This is a genomic window from Streptomyces sp. SID8352, assembly GCF_009862265.1.
Lineage (GTDB): Bacteria > Actinomycetota > Actinomycetes > Streptomycetales > Streptomycetaceae > Streptomyces.
Genome location: NZ_WWGX01000104.1, coordinates 80,067 through 101,337 on the forward strand (window position 1 = coordinate 80,067; position 21,271 = coordinate 101,337).

Genomic DNA, 21,271 nt, shown 5'->3' on the forward strand with positions numbered 1-21,271 from the left:
CCTTCGTCTCCGCCCTGCCCGAGGGGTGAAGTGGTGAACCAGCAGATCATCGGCGACCCCGGTACCCGGCTGTCGCCCGAGGACCTCGCCGCGCTCCGGGAGAACCTCCGCGAGCAGCGCCTCTTCCGCGAGGAACAGCTCCGGCGGATCACGGCCCGGCCCACCGGCGACGGCCCCGAGCCGGGCCGGGGGACCGCCGAGCGGACCGAGGTGGCGGTGAGGCTCGCGGCCTCCGCGCGCATGGTCCTGGCGGACGTGGAGGCGGCCCTCGACCGCATGGACGAGGGCACCTACGGCTCCTGCCACCTGTGCCGCGGACCCGTCGCGCGCGAGCGGCTGTTGATCGTGCCGCAGGCCCGCTACTGCGCCCGCTGCCAGCAGGTGCGGGAGGCGGGACGATGACCGTGATCCGCCGGCCCCGGAACCCGCGTGCCGCACGGCACCGGGCCTGGCCCCTGTGCCGGCACTGCAGCGGCGTCGCCCTCGACATGGGCAGCGCCCGCACCCGGGTCTGGGTCGCCGGACGGGGGGTCATCGTCGACGTGCCGACGGTGACCTTCCCCGGCGCCGGAGCCGTCTACCCCATCCAGCGGGGCTCCATCGTCGACACCCAGGGCACCGCCCGGATGCTCGACCGGCTGCTCGGCCACCGGCTGCCCCGCTTCGTCCGGCCCCTGGTCGTGGTGACCGCGCCCGTCCTCGACGGGCTCGCCTACCGCACCGCGGCGCGAACCGCCGTGGAGGTGCTGCGCCCCCGGGGCGTCCTCACCGTGCCCAGCGCGCGGGCGGTCGCGCTGGCCGCGGGCGCGGACCTGACCCGTCCGCTGCTCGTGGTGGACATCGGCGCCCACCTCACCGAGGCGGTGCTGCTCGTCGACGGCGCCGTCTTCGACGCCCGCCGCACCGCCCTGGGCACCGGCGACATCGACGGCGCCACCCCGTCGGCCCGGATCGGCGACGCCGTCGTCGACATGGTGACCTCCATGCTCCGCCAGGACCGCACCTCCCTGACCCTGGACGCCCTCGCCCGGGGGCCGCTGCTGGCCGGGGGCGGCGCCCTGCGGCCCGAGATCATCTGCCGGCTCACCGACCGGCTGCACGCCCCGCTGCGGGCCGTGCCCGCCCCGCACACGGCCGCGGTGCGCGGCGCGGCGAAGCTGCTGGAGGCGGTGCACGCGCATCCGCAGGACGCGGACCCGGACCTCGACCCGCCGGGCCCGCACCCCCACTGACCACGGCTTCGGCCCTTCCCGCCGGAGCCGGCCGCGGCGGCCACGCGCCCGTCCCCGCCCCGCGGCCGGCCCGGCACCCCCGTCCCGCCCCGACCGCACGTCCCGGCTGCCCGGACCCCGGCCGGACCCTGGAAGGAGGACCCCGTGGCCGCTGAGCCCCCGCCACCCCAGCCGCCTCCCGGACCCGCTCCCCGGCGCCTCCCGCACCCGCTGCTGTGGCGGTGGCGGCGCAACCCCCTGCGCCGCCCCGCCGACCTCGCGCAGGGCTGGGTCGCGCTCGGCCTGGTGCTCGCCGTGCTGACGGCGGCGCCGGTCGCGGTGTTCGCCGCCGGGGACACCGCCTACCGGCACTACCGGGCGACCGCCGCCCACCAGGAACGCACCGGGGAGCACGTCCCCGCCGTCCTCGTCCACGCCGCGCCGCGCCATCCGGAGCCCGGCTCGGACGAGGCCAGGGAGACCCGCTACCCGGTCGACGTCCGATTCACCGCTCCCGACGGCACCGGGCGCACCGGCAGGACGCACGTCGAGCCCGGGCTCCCGGCCGAGAGCACGGTCCTGGTCTGGGTCGACGCCGAGGGCCGGATCACCGACCCGCCGCTGTCCGCCGCGGAGATCCGCAGCCGCACCATGGGCTGGGCCGTCCTCGCCTTCCTCGCCGTGGTCCTCACCGGAGCCGCCGCCTACGGCCTCGCCGCCCGCTGGCTGCACCGCCGCAACCTGGCCGCGTGGAGCACGGCGTGGACGACCACGGCACCGCGCTGGTCGCCGTCGCCCTGACGGGCGGGCAGGCCGCGCGCCCGGAGGGAGCCCGTGCGCCGGCCGCCGCGACCGGCGCGCGCGCCGCGACTCGGGCCGCCCGTCCCGGGGGACCGAGGGGCCCGTCCCCCGGGAGTGGTGGGCCCGTGCCCGGAGGGGCCGGTGGGCCCGTCCCCGGGCTCGGTGGGCCCGTACCCGGAGGGACCGGTGGACCCGTGGACCCGTGGACCCGCGCCGGGGTCGGTGTGCCCGTCGCGCGGTCAGGCCGTCGCCGCGTCCGGCGGGGTGAGCTGGTGGGCCAGCCACGTCGGCACCCCGCCGAGCAGCCGGAACAGGCGTCCCGCCTCCTCCCGCAGCCGGGACGCCTCCGGCTCCGCCTCGGTCTCCGCCAGTGACGCCAGCGCGGGCGCCGTACCGACCAGATAGCCCAGCTCCTCGTTGAGACGCAGCGACTCCGCGAACCCGTGCCGGGCCTCCGCCGTCTCGCCGTCCCGCAGGGCGAGCCCCGCCAGATGGCGCCAGGTGAAGGACTGGAGCAGGGCGTCCGAGTGCGCCGCCGCCCCCGCGTGGGCCCGCCGGTACGCGGCACGGGCGGCCTGCGGGGACCGGGTCAGGTTCTCCGCGAGCAGCCCCCGCCGGAAGTCCAGCAGCGCCCGGCCCCGCCCGCCCGGCACGATCAGGGCCGCCGCCCGGCCGAGCGCGGAGCGCGCCTCGTCGGCCCGGTCGCGCACGCCGTGCAGCGTGGCGGCGTAGGCGAGGTGGCCGCGTTCGCAGGCCGCCGCCCCCCGCTCGTCGTCGCTGTGCGCCATCGCCTCGGCGGTGCGCAGCGCGTCCTCCGCGTCCGCCCACCCCTGCTCCGTGTACAGACACCGCTCGACCAGGAGGGCCGCCCGCTGGAGGGCCGCGGCCGCCGTCGCGACGGGCTGGAGCAGCTCCGCCGCGTCGGCCCAGCAGGCGCGCGAACGCAGCCGCCACACGGCTCTCTGGAGCGGATCGTCACCTTCGGTCGTTCCCCAACCAGATCCAGCCATGGCGGAATACGCCACGTCGCCCTCCCCTAGCACGCCGTCGAGCCCCGAGTGGTGGCGGCATCTCAGCACGGATCGCGGGGCCCGGCCAAGAGGGTGGGTGAAATTTTTCACAAAGTCGTGGGACTTCCGGCCGCAAAGGCCACGTTCCCGGACGGGGCCCGCGACTGCCGCCGGACGTCAGCTCATCCGGAGGGCCAGGAAGAAATCGAGCTTGTCCTCCAGCCGCGACAGATCACGCCCCGTCAACTGCTCGATTCGCCCGACGCGGTAGCGCAGCGTGTTGACGTGCAGGTGGAGCCGGGTGGCGCAGCGGGTCCAGGAGCCGTCGCAGTCCAGGAACGCCTCCAGGGTCGGGATCAGCTCGGCGCGGTGGCGCCGGTCGTAGTCCCGCAGCGGATCCAGCAGCCGCGCGGTGAAGGCCCGCCGCACGTCGTCCGGGACGAAGGGGAGCAGCAGGACGTGCGAGGCCAGCTCCTCGTGCCCGGCCGCGCAGACCCGCCCCGGGCGGGCCGCGGCGACCCGGCGCGCGTGCCGGGCCTCCTCCAGCGCGCCCCGCAGTCCCTCCGCCGAGTGCACCGCCGCGCTGACGCCCAGGGTGATCCGGCCGTCCTGGCCCAGCCCGGCCGACAGCGGCTCCCGCACCGCCTCCAGCAGCACCCCGGCCGGAACCCCGGCCACGGTGCCGTCGGGGTCGCCGGTGACCCCCGGCAGCGGTACCAGCGCGACGGCCTCGTCGCCCGCGTGGGCCACGGCGATGCGGTCGGAGTGCTCGGGACCGGTCGCCGCCGGGTCGACCAGGATCTCCTCCAGCAGGCTCTGGGCGACACCCCCGGCTCCGGTCCCGCCGCCGTCCCACTCGACCCGGGCCACCACCACCTGCCAGTGCGGTGCCGCGCCGAGCCCCGGCAGCAGCACCGGCGCCGCCACCCGCAGCCGCGCCGCGACCTCGGCGGGCGCCGCGCCCGTCTGCACCAGCTCCAGCACCTCCCGCGCCAGCCGCCGCCGCACCGTGCGCGCCGCGTCCCGCCGGTCCCGCTCCACCGCGATGAGCTGGGTGACGCCGTACAGCAGGTCGAGCCGCTCCTCGGGCCACTCCCCGGCGTCCGCCTCCACGGCCAGCAGCCAGTCGGAGAGCAGCGTCGCGCGCACGTCCCGCGCCGCCTCCGTGTCCCGCGCCGCCTCCGCGTCCCGGGCCCCGGAACGCACGGGGAAGACGCTGTACACGGTGCCCTCCGCCGTCACCCGGTGCGGGGCCCGGCGTCCCGCGCGGGTCGCCGCCAGGTGCTCCGCCGCCAGCGCCGCGGCCACCCCGGGGGGCAGCGGGCCGCCGCCCGCCGCCGGGCCCGCCACCAGCCGCCCGGCGGGCGACAGCACCCAGGCCCGCAGATCCAGGTCGGAGCCGAGCAGGTCCAGCACCACGTCGGGCCCGCCGCCCGCCGGGCCCGCCGTCATCATCCGCCGGTGCCGGTCCACGACGGCCGCGAGGTCCCCGGCCCGCTCCCCGGACACCTGCCGCACCACGTGCTCGGTGATCGTCGCGAACGCCACCGACTCGTGCACCGCGAACAGTGGCAGCCGGTGCCGCGCGCACGCCGCCACCAGATCCTCCGGCACCTGCCCCAGCTCGGCCTCCCCGGCCGCCAGAGCGGCCACCCCGGCCTGCGCCAGCAGGCGGACGAACGGCTCGGAGTCGGCGGCGTCCCTGCGCCAGGCCAGACCGGAGAGCACCAGCTCCCCGCCCGACAGATAGCGGCTGGGATCCCGCAGATCGGTGGTCATCACGCCCCGTACGGAGCGGTCCAGCTCGTCCCCGCCCCCGAGCAGCCTGAGGCCCAGCGCATCGGTGTCCAGCAGTGCGCGCAGCCGCATTTCTCGTCGCCGCCGTTCCTTGTGTCGAAGTGCTCCGGGGCACCCGGCCGTGACGCCTGTTCCCGGAGAAAAGCGAGGAGGCCACGGGGACCTCCGTTCATACGAATCTACAAGATGCCTGCCCTGGCCAGCCAAACCCTTCGGGGGATCTGCGACTGACAGCCGCTGAGCGGGAAGGGTCTACTGAGCGCACTCGCCGCGCACACCGGTCCCGGCGGGCCGCACCGGCGCCCCTGCCCTGCCCGGCCCGCCCGTTCCGCCCCGTCCGCACGACGCCCGTCCCGCCCGTCCGGCCCGCCCGTTCCGCTCCGTCCGCACGACGCCCGCCCCGCCCCGTTCCGCTCGGTCCCGCGAGTCCCGTCCGCACGACGTCCGGTACGCCCCGCCCGTCCGGTACGCCCCGCCCGTCCGTACGCCCCCACGCGTCCGTACGCCCCACGACGACCTGGAGAGAGCCGTCCATGGACTTCCTTCGTCCCGCGAGCTGGGAGGAGGCGCTCGCCGCCAAGGCCGAGCACCCCGACGCCGTACCGATCGCGGGCGGCACCGACGTCATGGTCGAGATCAACTTCGACCACCGCAGACCCGCGTACCTGATGGACCTCAACCGGGTCGCGGACCTCGCCGAATGGGAGGTCGGCGCGGAGAGCGTGCGGCTCGGCGCCGCCGTTCCGTACACCCGGATCATCGAGGAGCTGCGCACCGAGCTGCCGGGCCTCGCGCTCGCCTCGCACACCGTCGCCTCCCCGCAGATCCGCAACCGCGGCGGCGTCGGCGGCAACCTCGGCACCGCCTCCCCGGCCGGCGACGCCCACCCCGCGCTGCTCGCGGCCGGCGCCGAGGTGGAGGCCGGGTCCGTGCGCGGCACCCGCATGATCCCCATCGACGCCTTCTACACCGGCGTCAAACGCAACGCCCTGGAGCCCGACGAGCTGATCCGCGCCGTCCATGTGCGCCGGGCGGACGGACCGCAGCAGTTCTCCAAGGTCGGCACCCGCAACGCCATGGTCATCGCCGTCTGCGCCTTCGGCGTCGCCCTCCACCCCGTCACCCGCACCGTCCGCACCGGCATCGGCTCCGCCGCCCCCACCCCCGTGCGGGCCGGGGCCGCCGAGGAGTTCCTCGGCGCCGCCCTCGACGAGGACGGCCTCTGGGACGGCCGCGGGCCCCTCGCCCCCTCCGCCGTCCGGCGGTTCGCCGAGCTGTGCGCCGCCGCCTGCGCCCCGATCGATGACGTCCGCGGCACCGCCGCCTACCGCCGGCACGCGGTCGGCGTCATGGCCCGCCGCACACTCACCTGGGCCTGGGAGTCGTACCGCGGCGCCCGTCCCACCACCGAGGGAGCCCTCTGATGCGCGTCCGCCTCACCGTCAACGGGCGGCCCCAGGAGGCCGACGACGTCTGGGAGGGGGAGTCCCTGCTCCACGTCCTGCGCGAGCGGTTCGGCCTGCCCGGCTCCAAGAACGCCTGCGAGCAGGGCGAATGCGGATCCTGCACGGTCCGTCTGGACGGCGTCCCGGTCTGCGCCTGCCTGGTCGCCGCGGGCCAGGCCCAGGACCGCGACGTCGTCACCGTCGAGGGGCTCGCCGCCCTCGCCGAGGCCCGCTCCCGCGCCGCCGACGGGGGGTCCGGGGCGGGGGAGCCCCTCGGGGACGGGGCCGTTCACGGGAAGGCCGACGGCGGGAAGGCCGCCGGGACCTCGCTGGACGAGGCCCGCGGGTGGCGGGCCGGGGGGCCGGACCGCACGGCACCCGGCGGCACGGGGCCCGGCGGCACGGCACCCGGCGGCACGGGGCCGGACGGGGGAGGGCGGCCGGAGGGCCGGGGCCCGGACGGCGGCGGGTCCGGCGGCACGGCACCCGGCGACCCCGGCCCGTACCCCGCCGGGGGCGGCCGGCTCGCCCCCGTCCAGCAGGCGTTCCTCGACGCCGGAGCCGTCCAGTGCGGCTTCTGCACCCCCGGACTGCTGGTCGCCGCCGACGAGATGCTGGAACGCCACCCCGACCCGACCGACGCCGACATCCGCGAGGCGCTCTCCGGCAACCTCTGCCGCTGCACCGGCTACGAGAAGATCATGGACGCGGTCCGCCTCGCCGCCGCCCGCCAGTCGGAGAGGACCCGGCCATGACCCCCCACGGCACCCCGGCCACCCCGCAGGACACCCCCGCCGCCTCCCCGGGCACCCCCGCCGCCCACGGCACGTCCCTCCCCGCCCGCGGCACCCCCGCCACGGCCGCCCCGGGCCGGGTCACCCCGGGCGGCGTCGGCGAGTCCGTCCTCCGCCCGGACGGCGTCCTCAAGGTCACCGGCGAGTTCGCCTACGCCTCCGACCTCTGGCACGAGGACATGCTCTGGGGCCAGATCCTGCGCTCCACCAGCGCCCATGCCGAGATCCTCGCCATCGACGTCTCCGCGGCCCTCGCCCTCCCCGGCGTGCACGCCGTCATGACCCACGACGACCTGCCCACCGCCGTGCGCCACTACGGCCTGGAGATCCGCGACACCCCCGTCCTCGCCCACGGCAGGGTCCGCCACCACGGCGAACCCGTCGCCATCGTCGCCGCCGACCACCCCGAGACCGCCCGCCGCGCCGCCGCCAGGATCAGGGTGGAGTACCGGGAGCTGCCCGTCGTCACCGACGAGGCCACCGCCACCGCCCCCGGCGCCCCCCTCGTCCACGAGCACCGCGACGACCACCACGCCCCCCACGTCCCGCATCCCAACATCGTCCACCGCCAGCCCGTCGTGCGCGGCGACGCCGACGCCGCCGCCCGGCGCGCCGACGTGATCGTCACCGGCGACTACCACTTCGCCATGCAGGACCAGGCGTTCCTCGGCCCCGAGTCCGGCCTCGCCGTCCCCGGCGACGACGGTGGCGTCGACCTCCACATCGCCACCCAGTGGCTGCACTCCGACCGCCGCCAGATCGCCCCCGTCCTCGGCCTGCCCGAGGAGAAGGTGCGCATGACCCTGGCCGGGGTCGGCGGCGCCTTCGGCGGACGCGAGGACCTGTCCATGCAGATCCACGCCTGTCTGCTCGCCCTGCGCACCGGGCGGCCCGTCAAGATGGTCTACAACCGCTTCGAGTCCTTCTTCGGCCACGTCCACCGCCACCCCGCCCGGCTCCACTACGAGCACGGAGCCACCCGCGACGGCCGGCTCACCCACATGAGGTGCCGGATCGTGCTGGACGGCGGCGCCTACGCCTCCGCCTCCCCGGCCGTCGTCGGCAACGCCGCCTCCCTCTCCGCCGGGCCCTACGCCGTCGACCACGTCGACATCGAGGCCGTCGCCCTCTACACCAACAACCCGCCCTGCGGCGCCATGCGCGGCTTCGGCGCCGTCCAGGCGTGCTTCGCCTACGAGGCCCAGATGGACCGGCTCGCCGCCGAACTCGGCATGGACCCGGTCGAGTTCCGCCGCCTCAACGCCATGGAACAGGGCACCCTCATGCCCACCGGCCAGCCCGTCGACTCCCCGGCACCCGTCGCCGAACTCCTGCGCCGCGTCAAGGAGATGCCCCTGCCGCCGGAACGCCAGTGGGAGTCCACCGACGGCACCGACATCCGCCACCTGCCCGGCGGGCTGTCCAACACCACCCACGGCGAGGGAATCGTGCGCGGCGTCGGCTATGCCGTCGGCATCAAGAACGTCGGCTTCTCCGAGGGCTTCGACGACTACTCCACCGCCCGCGTCCGCCTGGAGGTCGTCGGCGGCGAACCCGTCGCCTCCGTGCACACCGCCATGGCGGAGGTCGGCCAGGGCGGCGTCACCGTCCAGGGCCAGATCGCCCGGACCGAACTCGGCGTCTCCCGGGTCACCGTCCAGCCCGCCGACACCCGTGTGGGCAGCGCCGGTTCGACCTCCGCCTCCCGGCAGACCTACGTCACCGGCGGCGCCGTCCGGCACGTCTGCGGGCTCGTCCGAGAGAAGGTCCTGGAGCTGGGGCGCCGCCGCTTCGGCGACGCCCACCCGGCCTGGGCCACCGACCGGCTCCGCCTGGAGGACGGCCGGGTCGTCACCGACGGCGGCGAGGTCCTCGCCCTCCTCGCGGACGTCCTGGGTGACCTCGCCGTCGAGGCCGAGGACGAGTGGCGGCACCGGCCGACCCAGCCCTTCGACCGGCGCACCGGACAGGGCCGCGGCCACGTCCAGTACTCCTTCGCCGCCCACCGCGCCGTCGTCGAGGTCGACACCGAACTGGGCCTCGTCAAGGTCGTCGAACTCGCCTGCGCCCAGGACGTCGGCAAGGCCCTGAACCCGCTCTCCGTCGTCGGCCAGATCCAGGGCGGCACCGTCCAGGGCCTCGGCATGGCCGTCATGGAGGAGATCGTCGTCGACCCGGCCACCGCGAAGGTCCGCAACCCCTCCTTCACGGACTACCTGATCCCCACCATCCTCGACACCCCGCCCCTCCCCGTCGACCTCCTCGAACTCGCCGACCACCACGCCCCGTACGGGCTGCGCGGCGCCGGCGAGGCCCCCACCCTGTCCTCCACCCCCGCGGTCCTCGCCGCCGTCCGCGCCGCCACGGGGCTGGCGCTGAACCGGACACCGGTACGGCCGCAGCATCTGACCGGGACGGGGTGAGCCCGGGGTGGCAGCGGTGGAGGCGGCCGGGGCCCGGGGCCACGCAACCCGCCACTGGGCCCGGAGGGACGGCGCCCGTCCGGTCCGTTCCGATCGGACGCCGGCTCGACGTGCACCGGGCGCCCCACCGGGAACCCGGACCCCGACCGCCGCGAGGAGGCCGACACATGCTGGACATCGCCGCAGAACTGCACCGGTGGGCCGAACGGGGCCGCGACTTCGCCGTGGCCACCGTCGTGGCCGTCAGCGGCAGCGCGCCCCGCGGTCCCGGCGCCGCCCTCGCGGTGGACACCGACGGCGAGGTGATCGGCTCCGTCTCCGGCGGCTGTGTGGAGGGCGCCGTGTACGAACTGTGCCGACAGACGCTCCGGGACGGCACCACCGTCCTCGAACGCTTCCGCCACAGTGACGACGACCCCTTCGCCGTGGGCCTGACCTGCGGCGGCGTCATCGACGTCCTGGTCACCCCGGTACGCGCCACCGACCCGGCACGGCCGACCGTGACCGCCGCCCTCGCCGCCGCCGCGCGGGGCGAGGCGGTGGCCCTGGCCCGGGTCGTGGAGGGACCCGCCGCGCTGATGGGGCGCGCGCTGGCCGTACGGGCGGGCTCGGCGGAGGGCCGGGGCGACGGGCCGGCTCGCGGGGCGGCGGGGAGCGGTCCGCCGGGTGGCCCGGGGCGCGGTGCGGGCGGCGGTCCCCCCGGCCCCCGCCACGGCGGACTCGGCGGCCGGCCCGAGCTGGACCGGACCGTCGCCGCGGAGGCCCGCGCCTTCCTGGACGCCGGCCGCACCGGCACCCTGCACATCGGAGAGCAGGGCTCTCGTTGCGGAGCACCGCTCACCCTCCTGGTCGAGTCCTCGGTACCCGCCCCCCGTCTGATCGTCTTCGGCGCGGTCGACTTCGCCTCGGCCCTGGTCCGCGTCGGCCGCTTCCTCGGCCACCACGTCACGGTCTGCGACGCCCGCCCCGTCTTCGCGACCCGGGCCCGTTTCCCCGACGCCGACGAGGTCGTCGTCGCATGGCCCCACGAGTACCTCGCCCGGACCGCCGTCGACGCCCGTACCGTCCTGTGCGTCCTCACCCACGACGCCAGGTTCGACGTCCCCCTGCTGCGCCTCGCGCTGCGCCTGCCGGTGGCGTACGTCGGGGCGATGGGCTCGCGCCGCACGCATCTGGACCGCACGGCCCGGCTGCGCGAGGCCGGCGTCGGCGAACGGGAACTGGCCCGCCTCAGATCCCCCATCGGCCTCGACCTGGGCGCCCGCACCCCCGAGGAGACGGCCCTGTCCATCGCCGCCGAGATCGTCGCCGCCCGCAACGGCGGCAACGGCACGCCCCTGACCGGTGCCTGCACCCCCATCCACCACGACGGGGGGACGGCGAGCGGGAGCGGGGCTCGGGACGGGGGCGGGTCCGAGGTGGGGGCCGGGGCCGGGCACGGCCACCCGCCGGGGTGATCCCGCCCGCCGGGGTGATCCCGTCCTCCGCGGCGGACCTTCCCGCGGGTGCCCGTGGCGTGCTGACGCTCGCGGAGGACCGTGGAGGAGACCGGGGCGGGCGCCCCGGCTGATCCGTCGGTCCGACCCCGAGACGTACGCCGTGGGGCTCATCCTCCGCGGCCGGCAGACCATCGTCCAGAACCGGCGCGAGGCACCGCTCGGGGCGGGCGACCTGGTGGTGTACTCCACCTCCCCCCCTACGCGGCGATCGTGCGGGCCGAGCGGGAGGCGGCGGCCTCCGTCGTCGTGCAGGTGCCCCGCGCCATGATCCCCCGTGTCACCGGACCGTGTGGACCGGATCATGGCCGCCCGGTTGCCGGGACGCGAGGGCATCGGCGGCCTGCTCGCCGACGTTCTCACCCACACGGTCAGATCGACTACTGAGGGCCCGGTACGCACGGGGTTCGCCGCAAGGCTGACCCGGGATGTCAGAGGGCGGCCCGGCTTCCGGGCCGCTCCGTCGCCTCCGGAGAGCGGGGCCGCGGGGCGGGGCGACGGGAAACGGCCGGGCCCTACTGATCCAGCGCTCCGATCCCGGGCAACCCGAGATGGGCGCGCACCAGGCCGGCGGCGGGACCGTCCTCGTGGAGCGGGTACTTCGGCTGGAAGACGTCCATGGGTCCTTGGACGTCCGCCAGCCCGTGCCAGGCGAGTTGGTCCGCCCGGAGTTCGTCCACCAGCTGACCGACCGCCTTCCGGACCTCCGCGGGCCACGGTGTCTCCTCAAGCCGCGCGACGAACTCACGGTTCGCCTCCGGCATCTCCCTGCAAGCCGACCTGATCTCCGGAAGGTCGGCCGAACTCACCAACTGGGAATCCCAGACCGGGTTGTACTTGGCCATGCACTTCCCAAGGGCCCTGTTGTACGGAGAAACGATCTCCGTGTACTTCTCGGCACCCTGTTCGCGGGTGAGAGCCTTCGGTGCCTCCGCGCTCGAACCACTGGGCGCCGGTTCCGCGGCCTTCTCCGACGAACAGGCGGCGAGGCCGGTCACCATCAGCAGCGCCACCCCCGCACGAGAGATCCTCACGAACCCTTCCCCTCCCCTTGCTGATCAGGGGTGACCATACTCCCGCCCCGGCCGGGGCGGGGCGCTGCCGTGGGGGCGGGCAGGGACGACGGGGCGGACCGGAGACCTCATGCGGCCCGGCCCGGCCCGAGCCGTCCCGCCCCGCCCCTGGCTTCCGGCACCATCCCGTGGTGGACAACCCGTCCGGCCCGATCCGGCCGGGCGGCCTCGCGAGGTCGTGCCTCCCGGGCGGCGGAACGTGCCTCCGGGGCGGCGGAACACCGCAGGTCGACCGAGCCCCCCGCTCCGGCGCCCCCCGTTGGCGGGCGAACCGGCCGAATGCCGACATCCCCGCCTCCGCGTCCCGTTCACCGCCGCATTCCGCAATGTCCTTCCAACGCGCCGCGTTTCAGGCTGGGTTACCGGAACCGCTCCGCTCCGGATACCCCCGTGCCCGTAACCGCAGGATGTTGCCTCGGAGTCCGCATCCTCATGCCAGTGGCGTGATCTTCCCTTTCCGTCGAGGTCTCGGCATCGTGTGGAGCGCATCGCAGAACGCCTGTTCACGCGGGGTGTCGGGGCCCGGGTGCGCTCGCGCGCGCCTGGATGAGGGCGCCCCGGTGGCGGCCCGCCATGAAGGAGAGTCATGCCCGAATTGAGACAGCCCGGTTGGACCAGGGGCATCGCCCCGCTCGACGAGAGCGCCGGTGGCCAGATGTTCGGGGACGCGTCCCCGGTCGCCGCGACCCCGGCCGTCGTGACCGTCGCGGGTGCCGTGGTGATCGCCTTCGCGGCCGGCGTGGCCGCCCGCGAGTTCGCCTGCGGAAGCAACACCCGGCTCCCGATGTAGGCGACGGCACCCCGTCGTCCCACCGCGGCTCGGGGAGACGTCCGGTGCGCGTGCCCGGTGTCCGCCCGCCCTCACGGGGGCGGGCGGCCCGTGCGGACCCGCCCCCGCCGGAACCGTGTTCCGTCCGGGGGTGCGCATGCCGGTCGCCGGACCCACGGCGGTGCCGCGACGCGAACGCCGCCCCGGTGACCGGCATGCGCACGGCCGGCGCCGCCCGGCCCGCCGCACCGGGGGCCGGGCCGTCGGTGTCGCCCACCGGCGCCGTTCCACCATCCCCCAACCAGCAAGGAGAAGCCCTTGAGTACGCCTTCGGTTCCGGCCGCCCTGTCGGAGACCGGTGCCCTGACCGAGTCCGACCCCGGTCGGACGCCGCTCGACAGCGTTCCGGTCGCCTCCGTCTCGTTCACCATGACGGCCGGCGTCAGCTTCGCGGTCTGCCTCACCGGCAGCACCACGCGGCTCCCGCAGTAGGTACCGACGGGCGCCCGGCACGGGTCGCCCGAACCCATCACCAGTAGGAGAGTTCCATGAGCATGTCCCTGGCTCCGGCCGTCCTGACCGAGACCGGTGTCCTGACCGAGTCCGACCCCGGTGTGGCGCTGCCGACCCTCACGCCGGTCGCGGCCACCCCGGTCGTCGCCATCACCGCCCTGGGCGTCGCGGGCGCCGGGTTCGTGGCCGGCTACATGGCCGGTCGTGCGGCCGGGAGCGACACCAGACTCCCGATGTAGTCGCGGGTCCCCCGGGATCCGACCGTTTCGTCCCATCACTCCAGTGAGGAGAATCCTGTGAACATGTCCTCGACACCGGCCGCCCTGCGCGCCGCCGGGAGTCTGTCCGAGTCCGACGCGGGCCGGGCGCTGTCGGCCTTCGCGCCGGTCGCCGCGACCCCCGCGGTAGTGGCCGGGGCGGCCATCGGTGTCGCCCTGGTGAACGCGTTCGTCGCCGGTTACAACTACAGCGGCAGCAACACCAAGCTCCCGATGTGAGCCCCTCGGGCCGTCCCCGTCCCCGGTGGGGGAGCCCCGTGAACACGGCGGCGTCCCGAGGCCCGGTGGGCCGCTCCGGCGCCACCGTCGCCGGACGGTAGGCCCGTCGCCCCCGGCCGCGGAGGGGAGCCACGGCCACCGTGCCGGGGCCGGCCGGGAGCGACGGCGCGTGGGTGACATGGGGACGAGCGCCTCCAGGGCGGTCGCCCGTCCGTGCCACCACCACGCCCGGGACTCCCGGCCCGGCCCCGACCCGGCCCCGGCGCGGACGGACCCCGCACGACCCGCACGGCAAGGGCCTCGTCGGGGCCCGGCCCGTCAGGACCCGTCGCGCACGAACCACGTACGACCCCGGACAGCACCCCGCACGGCCCGCGCGGCGCGTGGGACTCCGGACGGGCCCGGAAGCCGCCCGCCACTCTCTCCGCACCCCGGCCCTCCGCACCCCCCGACCCTCCGAACCCCTCACCCTCCGACACCCCCGTCCGGCCCCGTCCCCCCGTCCGCCCTCCGACGCCCGCCCCCCACCGGCGGCCCCACCCCGCTCGTCCCAGCACGGAAGGCCCCGTCCATGCCCTCACGCCCCACCCGACCGAGTGGACCCCGCAGACAGCGGCCGACGCTGCGCGCCGTCCTGTCCGCCCTGCAAGGCCCCGTCGCCCTCTCCCGCGAGCAGGCCATGGGCGCCTCCGAGCGGCTCGCCGCGGCGACCTCCCTGCTGTCCAGCGTCGAGCACCTCGCGCGCCGCCGGGAGCACCAGTCGAGCCGGCTGAACGAATGGGCCATCTCCCGCGACGCGTACGCCCGTTACGGCAGGCCCTTCCGCAAGCTGCTGGACCTGGCCTCCGACGAGCGGAGCAACCGGGCGCTGCACGCCGGGCGGGTGGCCGCGAGCGCGGCCCTCATGCTGCCCGGCAACGGCCGGTGGCGTGGGGCCGCCACCCTCTACCTCGGCGTCAGCGGGGCGTTGCTCTACCCGGGCGAGCGCTACGGCACCGACGGGTCCGACCAGGCGTCCACCATGGTGCAGACGGTGACCGGGCTGGCCAGGCTGGCCCCCTCGTCCCGCACCCAGGACGCCCTGATCTGGTACGTCGCGCTCCAGGGGAACCTGTCCTACCTGATCTCCGGCTGGGTCAAGCTGCTCGGTCCCGAATGGCGGTCTGGGGCCGCGCTGGCGGGCGTGATGCGGACCAGGACGTACGGACACGAGGGGGTCTGGAAGCTGACCCGGCGCTATCCGCGCTCGGCGCGCGCCGTCGTCTACGGTGTGCTGGGCCTGGAGTGCCTGTTCCCGGTGCTCTACCTGAAGGGCGGCCGGCTGACCCGCCCGGTGCTGAGCGGAGCCGTCCTCTTCCACGTGGCCAACGGCTACGTCATGGGCCTCGGCAGATTCCTTCCGGCCTTCGCCGCGATGCACCCGATGGTCGCCTACACCAGCGCGCCGCGCAGCCACCCCGCCGTGGCGGGCCGCGACGACACGATGCCCGCCGCGGTCGCCCTGCTGGCGGCGGGCGGCGCGGCCGTGCTGGGGACGGTCGCGCTGGCCCGGCGGCTGCGCGTCACCGACGCCCCGTACGGCGGCACCGTCGTCACCACCCGGCACGGCAACGAACTGAGCGTGCAGAGCACCCTCGACGGCCGGAGCACGGACCCGGTGGTGGTCTTCGTCCACGGACTGGGCGCCTGTCCCGCGTACTTCGCCTGGATCGTCCGCGCCCTCGGCGGCGGGGAGCGGCAGTGGCTGCTGTACAACAGGGCCGGCTACGGCGCCAGCCGGCGCCGCGCGGTCGGGGGGTACACGCTGGAGGAGTCCGTCGACGACCTGGTCGACCTGGTGGACGCGGCGGTCCCCGAGGGGCGCCAGGTGGTGCTGATGGGCCACTCCCTGGGCGGCGAGATCTCCCGCCGTGCGGCGGTCAGGCTGGGCTCCCGGGTGAACTCCGTCGTGTACGTGGACAGTTCGCACCCCGGGCAGCTCAACCGGTCGGCGCAGCAGGGCGCGACCGCGCCGCGGATCGGCGAGGGCCTGCGCAGCATGGCCATCAGCCTGCGGCTGGGGTTCGGGGCGCTGATGCAGACGCCCGAGTCGGTCGTCAACCTGCCCGAACCGGTGCGGGACAAGGTCAGGACGGAATTCGCGGACTCCCGCGTGTGGACCGCCGCGGTGCGCGAGTGGAAGGGCGTCGAGCAGGACTTCCCCTCCTTCACCGGGCCGCTCGACGCCCTGGACACCCACGCCCTGGTGCTCTCCGCCCAGCGGACCGTGGACCGCGACCCCCAGCACCTGCTGATGCACCAGGACCTCGCCGACGCCCACAGCGAGGACCGGACCGTCCGGAACGTCGTCATCGAGGGCGCCGACCACGACGGCATCCTCACGGACCCCCAGTACGCCGCCGAGACGCTCCGCCACCTGCTGGCCTTCCTGGCCGACACCGCCGGGCGGGAGCCGGGTGCCCGGCCCGGACCCCCGACCGGGCCGCGGCCGTCCGGCCGGAGCGCGGCGTCCGAGGAGGAGAACCGATGAGCACTCCCCGTCTCCCGCGCGCCACGGGCTCGCTGCTGACCCGCGCCTTCGGCGGCACGGACGGCAAGGTCCGCCTCGTGGCAGGCCTGACCTTCCTCGGTGTCGTCTGCAGCCAGCACCCGAACCCGGTCTTCGACCGGGTCCAGCGGCTCGACCCGCTCTCCAGCGTCTTCCCCAACTGGCGCTTCTTCGCCCCGACCCCGGCCCAGCACGACTTCCAGTTCTACTACCGCACCCTCGACGAGGCGGGCGAGACCTCCGACTGGACCGCGCTGGAGGTCATCCAGGGCCGCCGCGCCCGCCAGTTCCTCTGGTTCCCCGAACGGCGCAGCGAGAAGGCGGTGTACGACCTGGGCAGCGAGATCCTGCGGGTCCTCGACCGCGGGTTCGAGGTGGCCGTGACCCTGCCCTCCTTCCGCATCCTGCGCAGGTTCTTCCGCGAGGAGATCGGGCGGTCCGGCACCCCGGACGTCAAGGGCTTCCAGTTCGCCCTGATCCGGAGCTCGGGCTACGACGAGGCCGAGGAGCCCGAGATCATCTTCCTCTCCCCCTACACCCCGATGCGCGAGACCGCGGCACCGGCACGAGAAAGCGAGACCGTATGAGCACCGCCGCCCCCTCCGTGGCCACCGATCCCGAGGTCCAGGACATCGGCTACGGAAGGGCGTTCGCCGACTTCTACGACCGCCTGCTGCCCCCCGACGGCTCCGCCGAGCGCACCGCCGAGGTCCTCGCCTCGTGGCACCCCGGCGGGGGCACCCTCGAACTCGGCGTGGGAACAGGACGCATCGCCGTCCCGCTCGCCCGGCTCACCGGTGAGGTCGTCGGCGTGGACTCCTCCCCGGAGATGCTCCAGCGCCTGTGCGAGACCGTCGAGGCCACCGGCGCCCCGGTCACCCCGGTGCACGGCGACATCCGCACCTACGCCGACGACTCCCGGTACGGCCTGGTCTACTGCATCTGCGCGACCCTCTCCCTGGTCTGCGACCCGGAGGAGCAGCGGGCGGCCGTCGCGCGCGCCGCCCGGCTCCTGGCACCCGGTGGCACCCTCGTGGTGGAGACCCACAACCCCGGCTTCGTGACCGCCCTGCACGAGGGGCTCGCCCGCACCTCCTTCTTCATCCCCTACCCCGAACCGGGCACCGGCGTGCAGACCTACTCCACCCTGATCCCCGGCGGCCTCTGGCACGCCTCGCACCTGGTGCACGAGGGCGGCCGGGTGAGCATCGGCACCGAGATCACCCGGCTCACCACGGCCGAGGACGTCGACTCCTACGCCGCCGACGCCGGTCTCGTCCTGGTGTCCCGGCAGGGCGACTGGGCGGGCGGCCCGTTCCTGCCCGAGGCGAGCGGCGTGCACATCAGCCGCTATCGCCGCGCCGACTCCGCTGAGGAGCGGTCATGACCCGCGCCGGAGCGCCCGCCGAGGGCCCCGCCGGCGGCGCCGTGCGGAACCTGACGCGCGGTCAGTGGCGGCTGCTGCTCGGGGGCACCGGCCTCGGACTGCTGGGCGTGGTGTGCACCCTGGCGCAGCCGGTGCTGCTGGCCGACCTGATCAGGACCGCCGGGGAGCACCGTCCGGTGGTCTGGGTCGTCGTGGCGCTGGTCGTGCTGTTCCTGCTGGACGCCGTGTTCTCCGCGGCCCAGGGCTGCCTCATCGGCAGGGCGGGGGAGAACATCGTCCGCGACGCCCGGGTCCTGCTCTCGGGCAAGGTGCTCCGGGCCGACCTCGCGCACCTCGACTCCCGGCGCCAGGGCGACCTGCACACCCGGCTGGTCGCGGACACCTCCCTGATGAAGATCGCGCTCACCCAGAGCCTCGCCCAGATCGTCCTCAACGGACTGATCGTGGTCGGCGCCGTGGTGATGATGGCGTTCACCGACATCTGGCTGCTGCTGGTCGCCGTGGGATGCCTCGGCGTCGCCGGGACCGGGTCGGTGTGGCTGGCCCGCGCGCTGCGCCGGGCCGCCCTGGCCAACCGGGAGGACACCGGCGATTTCGGCGCCGACCTGCAGCGCGTGCTCGCCGCCCTGACGACGGTGAAGGCCGCCAACGCCGAGGGCCGCGAGCAGCGCCGCCTGGCGGAGTCCGCCGACCGCGCCCGCGCCTCCGGCAACCGGGTCACCGTGCTGAACGCCCTGTTCACACCCGCCCTGAACGTCGGTCTCCAGGCGTCGCTCGCCGCCGTGATGGGCATCGGCATGGCCCGCGTCGTCGGCGGCTCCATCAGCCTGGCCGACTTCTCGGCGTTCACGATGTACCTGTTCTACCTGGTGTCGCCGCTGGTCCTGGTCTTCCTCTCGATCGGCACCTACCTCCAGGGCCGGGCGGCCGTCCAGCGCGTGGACGAACTCGACACCCTGCCGCAGGAGGACGACCACCCGGACGGCACCGCGGACCCCGTCGGCTCCGCCGACAGCCCCGCCGACACTCCGGCCGGGGGCCCCGAGGGAGATCCGGCCGCCCCTCGGGCCCCGCAGGGCGGCCACCCCGCGGTGGAGTTCCGCGACGTCTCCTTCGGCTACGGCGACCGGCCGGTGCTGGAAGGCGTGTCGTTCACCGTCCCCGCCCACGGGCTCACCGCCCTGGTGGGCGCCTCCGGCGCGGGCAAGACCACCGTCTTCCAGCTCATCGAGCGGTTCTACCGGCCCGGGGGCGGCGCGGTCCTCCTCGACGGCAGGGACATCGCCCGCCTCCCGTCCGCCGAGATCCGCGGCCGGGTCGGCTACGTCCAGCAGGACAACGCCGCGATGCGCGGAACCCTCCGCGAGAACATCGTGTACGCCGCGCCCGACGCCACCGAGGCGGAGATCGCCGAGGCCGTCGAACTCGCCGGTCTCACCGAGGTGGTGGCCGAGCTGCCGGACGGCCTCGACACCCTGCTCGGCGACCAGGGCACCGGACTCTCCGGCGGACAGCGGCAACGGCTCTGCGTGGCCAGGGCCTTGCTCCAGAAGCCCGCCGTGATCCTGCTCGACGAGGCCACCGCGCACCTGGACTCCGACGCCGAGTCGGCGCTGCGCGACAGCCTGCGGGGCATCGCCGGGCGGTGCGCCGTCGTCGCCATCGCCCACCGGATCTCCACGGTGGCGGAGGCCGACCGGATCGTGGTCCTGGACGAGGGCCGGGTGCGCGCCGTGGGCACGCACACCGAACTCCTCGACAACGACGCCCTCTACCGGCGGCTGGCCACCGCCCAGTTCGCCGACGGCCCCGTCGGCGGACACCCCGCGCCGGACGCGGCCCCGGATGAGGGCCCGGCGGCCCCGGCGGCCCCGGCGGCCCCGGCGGCCCCGGCGGCCCCGGCGGCCCCGGCGGCCCCGGCGGGCCCGGAGGCGGGCCCGGAGGCGGGCCCGGACGCGGACCCGGCGGCGGTGCCGGACTCCGGCCCGGTCCCCGGCCCCGAGCCCGTCCCGGCCGCGGGGTCCGTCCGGTGAGCACGGTGGACGCGGCGGTCGTGGGCAGCGGGCCGAACGGGCTGGCCGCCGCGGTCACCCTGGCCCGCGCCGGACTGCGCGTCGCCGTGTACGAGGCCGCCGACACGATCGGCGGGGGACTGCGCGGCGCCGCCCTGTTCGACTCCGAGGTGGTGCACGACATCTGCGCGGCCGTCCACCCCATGGCGGTGGCCTCGCCGTTCTTCCGGGAGTTCGGCCTCGCCGAACGCGGCGTGCGGATGCTGCGGCCCGACGTCAGCTACGCCCATCCGCTGGAAGGCGGCCGGGCGGCCCTCGCCCACCACGACCTGGACGCCACCTGCGCGGGCCTGGGCCCGGACGGGCCGCGCTGGCGGCGGCTGATGGAACCGCTGCTGAGGCACAGCGACGCCATGGTCGACCTGCTGCTGTCCGATCTGCGCGGCCTCCGGGGGCTGCGCGCCGCACCCGCAGTACTGAGCCGGGTCCTCGTCCACGGGACCCGGCTCGGCCCCCGCACCTTCCGCGGCGAGGAGGCGCCCGCGCTGCTCGCCGGGGCCGCCGCGCACGTCGTCGGCCCGCTGCCCTCACTGCCCGGCGCCGGGGTCGGGCTGCTGCTGGCCCAGTTGGCCCACGGCCCCGGCTGGCCGCTGCCGCGCGGCGGCAGCCGCCGCATCGCCGAGGCCATGGCCGACGACATCCGGGCCCACGGAGGGGAACTGCACACCGGACGGGAGATCACCGACCTGCGGGAACTGGCCGGGGCGCGGGCCGTCCTGCTGGACACCGCGCCGACCGCGCTGCCCGACCTCGCCGGGGGCGCCCTGCCGTCCGGCTACGCCCGGTGGCTGTCCCGGTACCGGTACGGTCCGGCCGCGGGCAAGGCGGACTTCCTGGTCTCCGGACCGATCCCCTGGGCGGCCCCGGGGACCGGCCGCGCGGGCACCGTGCACCTGGGCGGCACGGCCCCCGAGATCTTCCGCCAGGAGACCGCCAACGCCCGGGGCAGGGACGGCGATTCACCGTTCGTCCTGGTCGTCGACCCGGCCGTGACCGACCCGGGGCGCGAGGTGGCCGGGCGCCGCCCGGTGTGGGCGTACGCCCATCTGCCGCACGGCAGCTCCCGCGACCCGCTGCCCGTGATCCGCGCGGCCATTGAGCGGTACGCGCCGGGCTTCACCGACACCATCGTCGCCCAACGCGGGCTGTCCGGAAGGGACTACGCCGCCTACAACCCCAACTACGTCGGCGGCGACATCGCGACCGGGGCGATCGGCCTGCGGCAGACCGTGTTCCGGCCCGTCCCCCGGTGGGACCCTTACCGGACCCCGCTGGCCGGCGTCTACCTCTGCTCCGCGGCCACCCCGCCCGGGCCGGGGGTGCACGGCATGTGCGGCCTGCTCGCGGCCCGTTCGGTGCTGCGCCGCGAGTTCGGCCGGCCACTGCCCGCGCTCGGCCCGGTCGGCGCGGAAGCCCCGGCCGCATGACGGCCCGG

General features: G+C 76.0%; 19 protein-coding genes. 16 read left to right on the plus strand and 3 right to left on the minus strand.

Annotated elements, in window-relative coordinates; translation table 11 throughout:
* The first annotated feature begins 30 nt into the window (after positions 1-30).
* The 3 genes from GTY84_RS30300 (at position 31) to GTY84_RS30310 (ending at position 2,012) form a co-directional block, all read left to right on the plus strand.
* Positions 31-402 carry a TraR/DksA C4-type zinc finger protein gene (locus GTY84_RS30300; RefSeq protein WP_161229602.1) on the plus strand — a complete coding sequence of 124 codons (372 nt, stop codon included), beginning with the start codon at positions 31-33 and terminating at the stop codon, positions 400-402.
* Complete coding sequence (locus GTY84_RS30305; RefSeq protein WP_161229603.1) at positions 399-1,232, plus strand: rod shape-determining protein; 834 nt, start codon at positions 399-401, stop codon at positions 1,230-1,232. The genes GTY84_RS30300 and GTY84_RS30305 overlap by 4 nt, the downstream gene beginning before the upstream one ends.
* A 144-nt stretch (positions 1,233-1,376) precedes the next feature.
* Positions 1,377-2,012 carry a hypothetical protein gene (locus GTY84_RS30310; protein ID WP_161229604.1) on the plus strand — a complete coding sequence of 212 codons (636 nt, stop codon included), beginning with the start codon at positions 1,377-1,379 and terminating at the stop codon, positions 2,010-2,012.
* 239 nt (positions 2,013-2,251) lie between these two features.
* On the opposite strand, the gene GTY84_RS30315 is transcribed toward GTY84_RS30310, so the two are convergent.
* Both GTY84_RS30315 and GTY84_RS30320 read right to left on the minus strand, forming a co-directional pair.
* Positions 2,252-3,037 carry a hypothetical protein gene (locus GTY84_RS30315; protein WP_161229605.1) on the minus strand — a complete coding sequence of 262 codons (786 nt, stop codon included), beginning with the start codon at positions 3,035-3,037 and terminating at the stop codon, positions 2,252-2,254.
* Between the two features lie 162 nt (positions 3,038-3,199).
* Positions 3,200-4,891: a PucR family transcriptional regulator ligand-binding domain-containing protein gene (locus tag GTY84_RS30320; protein WP_161229606.1), complete on the minus strand. Its 1,692-nt coding sequence runs from the start codon at positions 4,889-4,891 to the stop codon at positions 3,200-3,202.
* A 461-nt stretch (positions 4,892-5,352) separates the two neighbouring features.
* On the opposite strand from GTY84_RS30320, the gene GTY84_RS30325 reads away from it, so the two are divergent.
* From GTY84_RS30325 to GTY84_RS30340, 4 genes are all read left to right on the plus strand, one after another.
* Positions 5,353-6,243 (plus strand): FAD binding domain-containing protein, encoded by an 891-nt coding sequence (locus GTY84_RS30325; protein ID WP_161229607.1) that lies wholly within the window; start codon positions 5,353-5,355, stop codon positions 6,241-6,243.
* Positions 6,243-7,019, plus strand: coding sequence for a (2Fe-2S)-binding protein (locus GTY84_RS30330; protein ID WP_161229608.1), 777 nt, complete (start codon positions 6,243-6,245; stop codon positions 7,017-7,019). The genes GTY84_RS30325 and GTY84_RS30330 overlap by 1 nt, the downstream gene beginning before the upstream one ends.
* Positions 7,016-9,481 (plus strand): molybdopterin cofactor-binding domain-containing protein, encoded by a 2,466-nt coding sequence (locus GTY84_RS30335; RefSeq protein ID WP_161229609.1) that lies wholly within the window; start codon positions 7,016-7,018, stop codon positions 9,479-9,481. Before GTY84_RS30330 ends, GTY84_RS30335 begins: the two co-directional genes overlap by 4 nt.
* Positions 9,482-9,648: 167 nt before the next feature.
* Positions 9,649-10,938, plus strand: a complete 1,290-nt coding sequence (locus tag GTY84_RS30340; RefSeq protein ID WP_161229610.1) for an XdhC/CoxI family protein — start codon at positions 9,649-9,651, stop codon at positions 10,936-10,938.
* Positions 10,939-11,492: 554 nt separating this feature from the next.
* On the opposite strand, the gene GTY84_RS30350 is transcribed toward GTY84_RS30340, so the two are convergent.
* Positions 11,493-12,011: a hypothetical protein gene (locus tag GTY84_RS30350; protein WP_161229612.1), complete on the minus strand. Its 519-nt coding sequence runs from the start codon at positions 12,009-12,011 to the stop codon at positions 11,493-11,495.
* 625 nt (positions 12,012-12,636) lie between these two features.
* Between GTY84_RS30350 and GTY84_RS30355 the strand changes: the two genes are divergently transcribed.
* The 9 genes from GTY84_RS30355 (at position 12,637) to GTY84_RS30390 (ending at position 21,263) form a co-directional block, all read left to right on the plus strand.
* On the plus strand, positions 12,637-12,840 hold the full coding sequence (locus GTY84_RS30355; protein ID WP_161229613.1) for a hypothetical protein: 204 nt from the start codon (positions 12,637-12,639) through the stop codon (positions 12,838-12,840).
* A 297-nt stretch (positions 12,841-13,137) separates the two neighbouring features.
* Complete coding sequence (locus GTY84_RS33230) at positions 13,138-13,311, plus strand: hypothetical protein (protein WP_202552153.1); 174 nt, start codon at positions 13,138-13,140, stop codon at positions 13,309-13,311.
* 56 nt (positions 13,312-13,367) lie between these two features.
* Entirely contained in the window at positions 13,368-13,571 is a 204-nt protein-coding gene (locus GTY84_RS30360; protein ID WP_161229614.1) for a hypothetical protein, read from the plus strand.
* Between the two features lie 63 nt (positions 13,572-13,634).
* On the plus strand, positions 13,635-13,829 hold the full coding sequence (locus GTY84_RS30365) for a hypothetical protein (RefSeq protein ID WP_202552155.1): 195 nt from the start codon (positions 13,635-13,637) through the stop codon (positions 13,827-13,829).
* A 571-nt stretch (positions 13,830-14,400) separates the two neighbouring features.
* Positions 14,401-16,359 carry an alpha/beta fold hydrolase gene (locus GTY84_RS30370; RefSeq protein ID WP_237532803.1) on the plus strand — a complete coding sequence of 653 codons (1,959 nt, stop codon included), beginning with the start codon at positions 14,401-14,403 and terminating at the stop codon, positions 16,357-16,359.
* Positions 16,356-16,964 carry a hypothetical protein gene (locus GTY84_RS30375; RefSeq protein ID WP_161229616.1) on the plus strand — a complete coding sequence of 203 codons (609 nt, stop codon included), beginning with the start codon at positions 16,356-16,358 and terminating at the stop codon, positions 16,962-16,964. The genes GTY84_RS30370 and GTY84_RS30375 overlap by 4 nt, the downstream gene beginning before the upstream one ends.
* Complete coding sequence (locus GTY84_RS30380) at positions 16,961-17,764, plus strand: class I SAM-dependent methyltransferase (RefSeq protein ID WP_161229617.1); 804 nt, start codon at positions 16,961-16,963, stop codon at positions 17,762-17,764. The genes GTY84_RS30375 and GTY84_RS30380 overlap by 4 nt, the downstream gene beginning before the upstream one ends.
* Positions 17,761-19,797, plus strand: coding sequence for an ABC transporter ATP-binding protein (locus tag GTY84_RS30385; protein WP_161229618.1), 2,037 nt, complete (start codon positions 17,761-17,763; stop codon positions 19,795-19,797). The genes GTY84_RS30380 and GTY84_RS30385 overlap by 4 nt, the downstream gene beginning before the upstream one ends.
* On the plus strand, positions 19,794-21,263 hold the full coding sequence (locus tag GTY84_RS30390; RefSeq protein ID WP_345943573.1) for an NAD(P)/FAD-dependent oxidoreductase: 1,470 nt from the start codon (positions 19,794-19,796) through the stop codon (positions 21,261-21,263). Before GTY84_RS30385 ends, GTY84_RS30390 begins: the two co-directional genes overlap by 4 nt.
* Positions 21,264-21,271 lie beyond the last annotated feature (8 nt).

Excerpts from the sequence above, each read along its gene's own strand:
- GTY84_RS30305 (WP_161229603.1), top strand. The coding sequence starts at position 399 with ATGACCGTGATCCGCCGGCCCCGGAACCCGCGTGCCGCACGGCACCGG.
- GTY84_RS30320 (WP_161229606.1), bottom strand. The coding sequence starts at position 4,891 with ATGCGGCTGCGCGCACTGCTGGACACCGATGCGCTGGGCCTCAGGCTG.
- GTY84_RS30325 (WP_161229607.1), top strand. The coding sequence starts at position 5,353 with ATGGACTTCCTTCGTCCCGCGAGCTGGGAGGAGGCGCTCGCCGCCAAG.
- GTY84_RS30330 (WP_161229608.1), top strand. The coding sequence starts at position 6,243 with ATGCGCGTCCGCCTCACCGTCAACGGGCGGCCCCAGGAGGCCGACGAC.
- GTY84_RS30335 (WP_161229609.1), top strand. The coding sequence starts at position 7,016 with ATGACCCCCCACGGCACCCCGGCCACCCCGCAGGACACCCCCGCCGCC.
- GTY84_RS30340 (WP_161229610.1), top strand. The coding sequence starts at position 9,649 with ATGCTGGACATCGCCGCAGAACTGCACCGGTGGGCCGAACGGGGCCGC.
- GTY84_RS30355 (WP_161229613.1), top strand. The coding sequence starts at position 12,637 with ATGCCCGAATTGAGACAGCCCGGTTGGACCAGGGGCATCGCCCCGCTC.
- GTY84_RS30360 (WP_161229614.1), top strand. The coding sequence starts at position 13,368 with ATGAGCATGTCCCTGGCTCCGGCCGTCCTGACCGAGACCGGTGTCCTG.
- GTY84_RS30365 (WP_202552155.1), top strand. The coding sequence starts at position 13,635 with ATGTCCTCGACACCGGCCGCCCTGCGCGCCGCCGGGAGTCTGTCCGAG.
- GTY84_RS30370 (WP_237532803.1), top strand. The coding sequence starts at position 14,401 with ATGCCCTCACGCCCCACCCGACCGAGTGGACCCCGCAGACAGCGGCCG.
- GTY84_RS30375 (WP_161229616.1), top strand. The coding sequence starts at position 16,356 with ATGAGCACTCCCCGTCTCCCGCGCGCCACGGGCTCGCTGCTGACCCGC.
- GTY84_RS30380 (WP_161229617.1), top strand. The coding sequence starts at position 16,961 with ATGAGCACCGCCGCCCCCTCCGTGGCCACCGATCCCGAGGTCCAGGAC.
- GTY84_RS30385 (WP_161229618.1), top strand. The coding sequence starts at position 17,761 with ATGACCCGCGCCGGAGCGCCCGCCGAGGGCCCCGCCGGCGGCGCCGTG.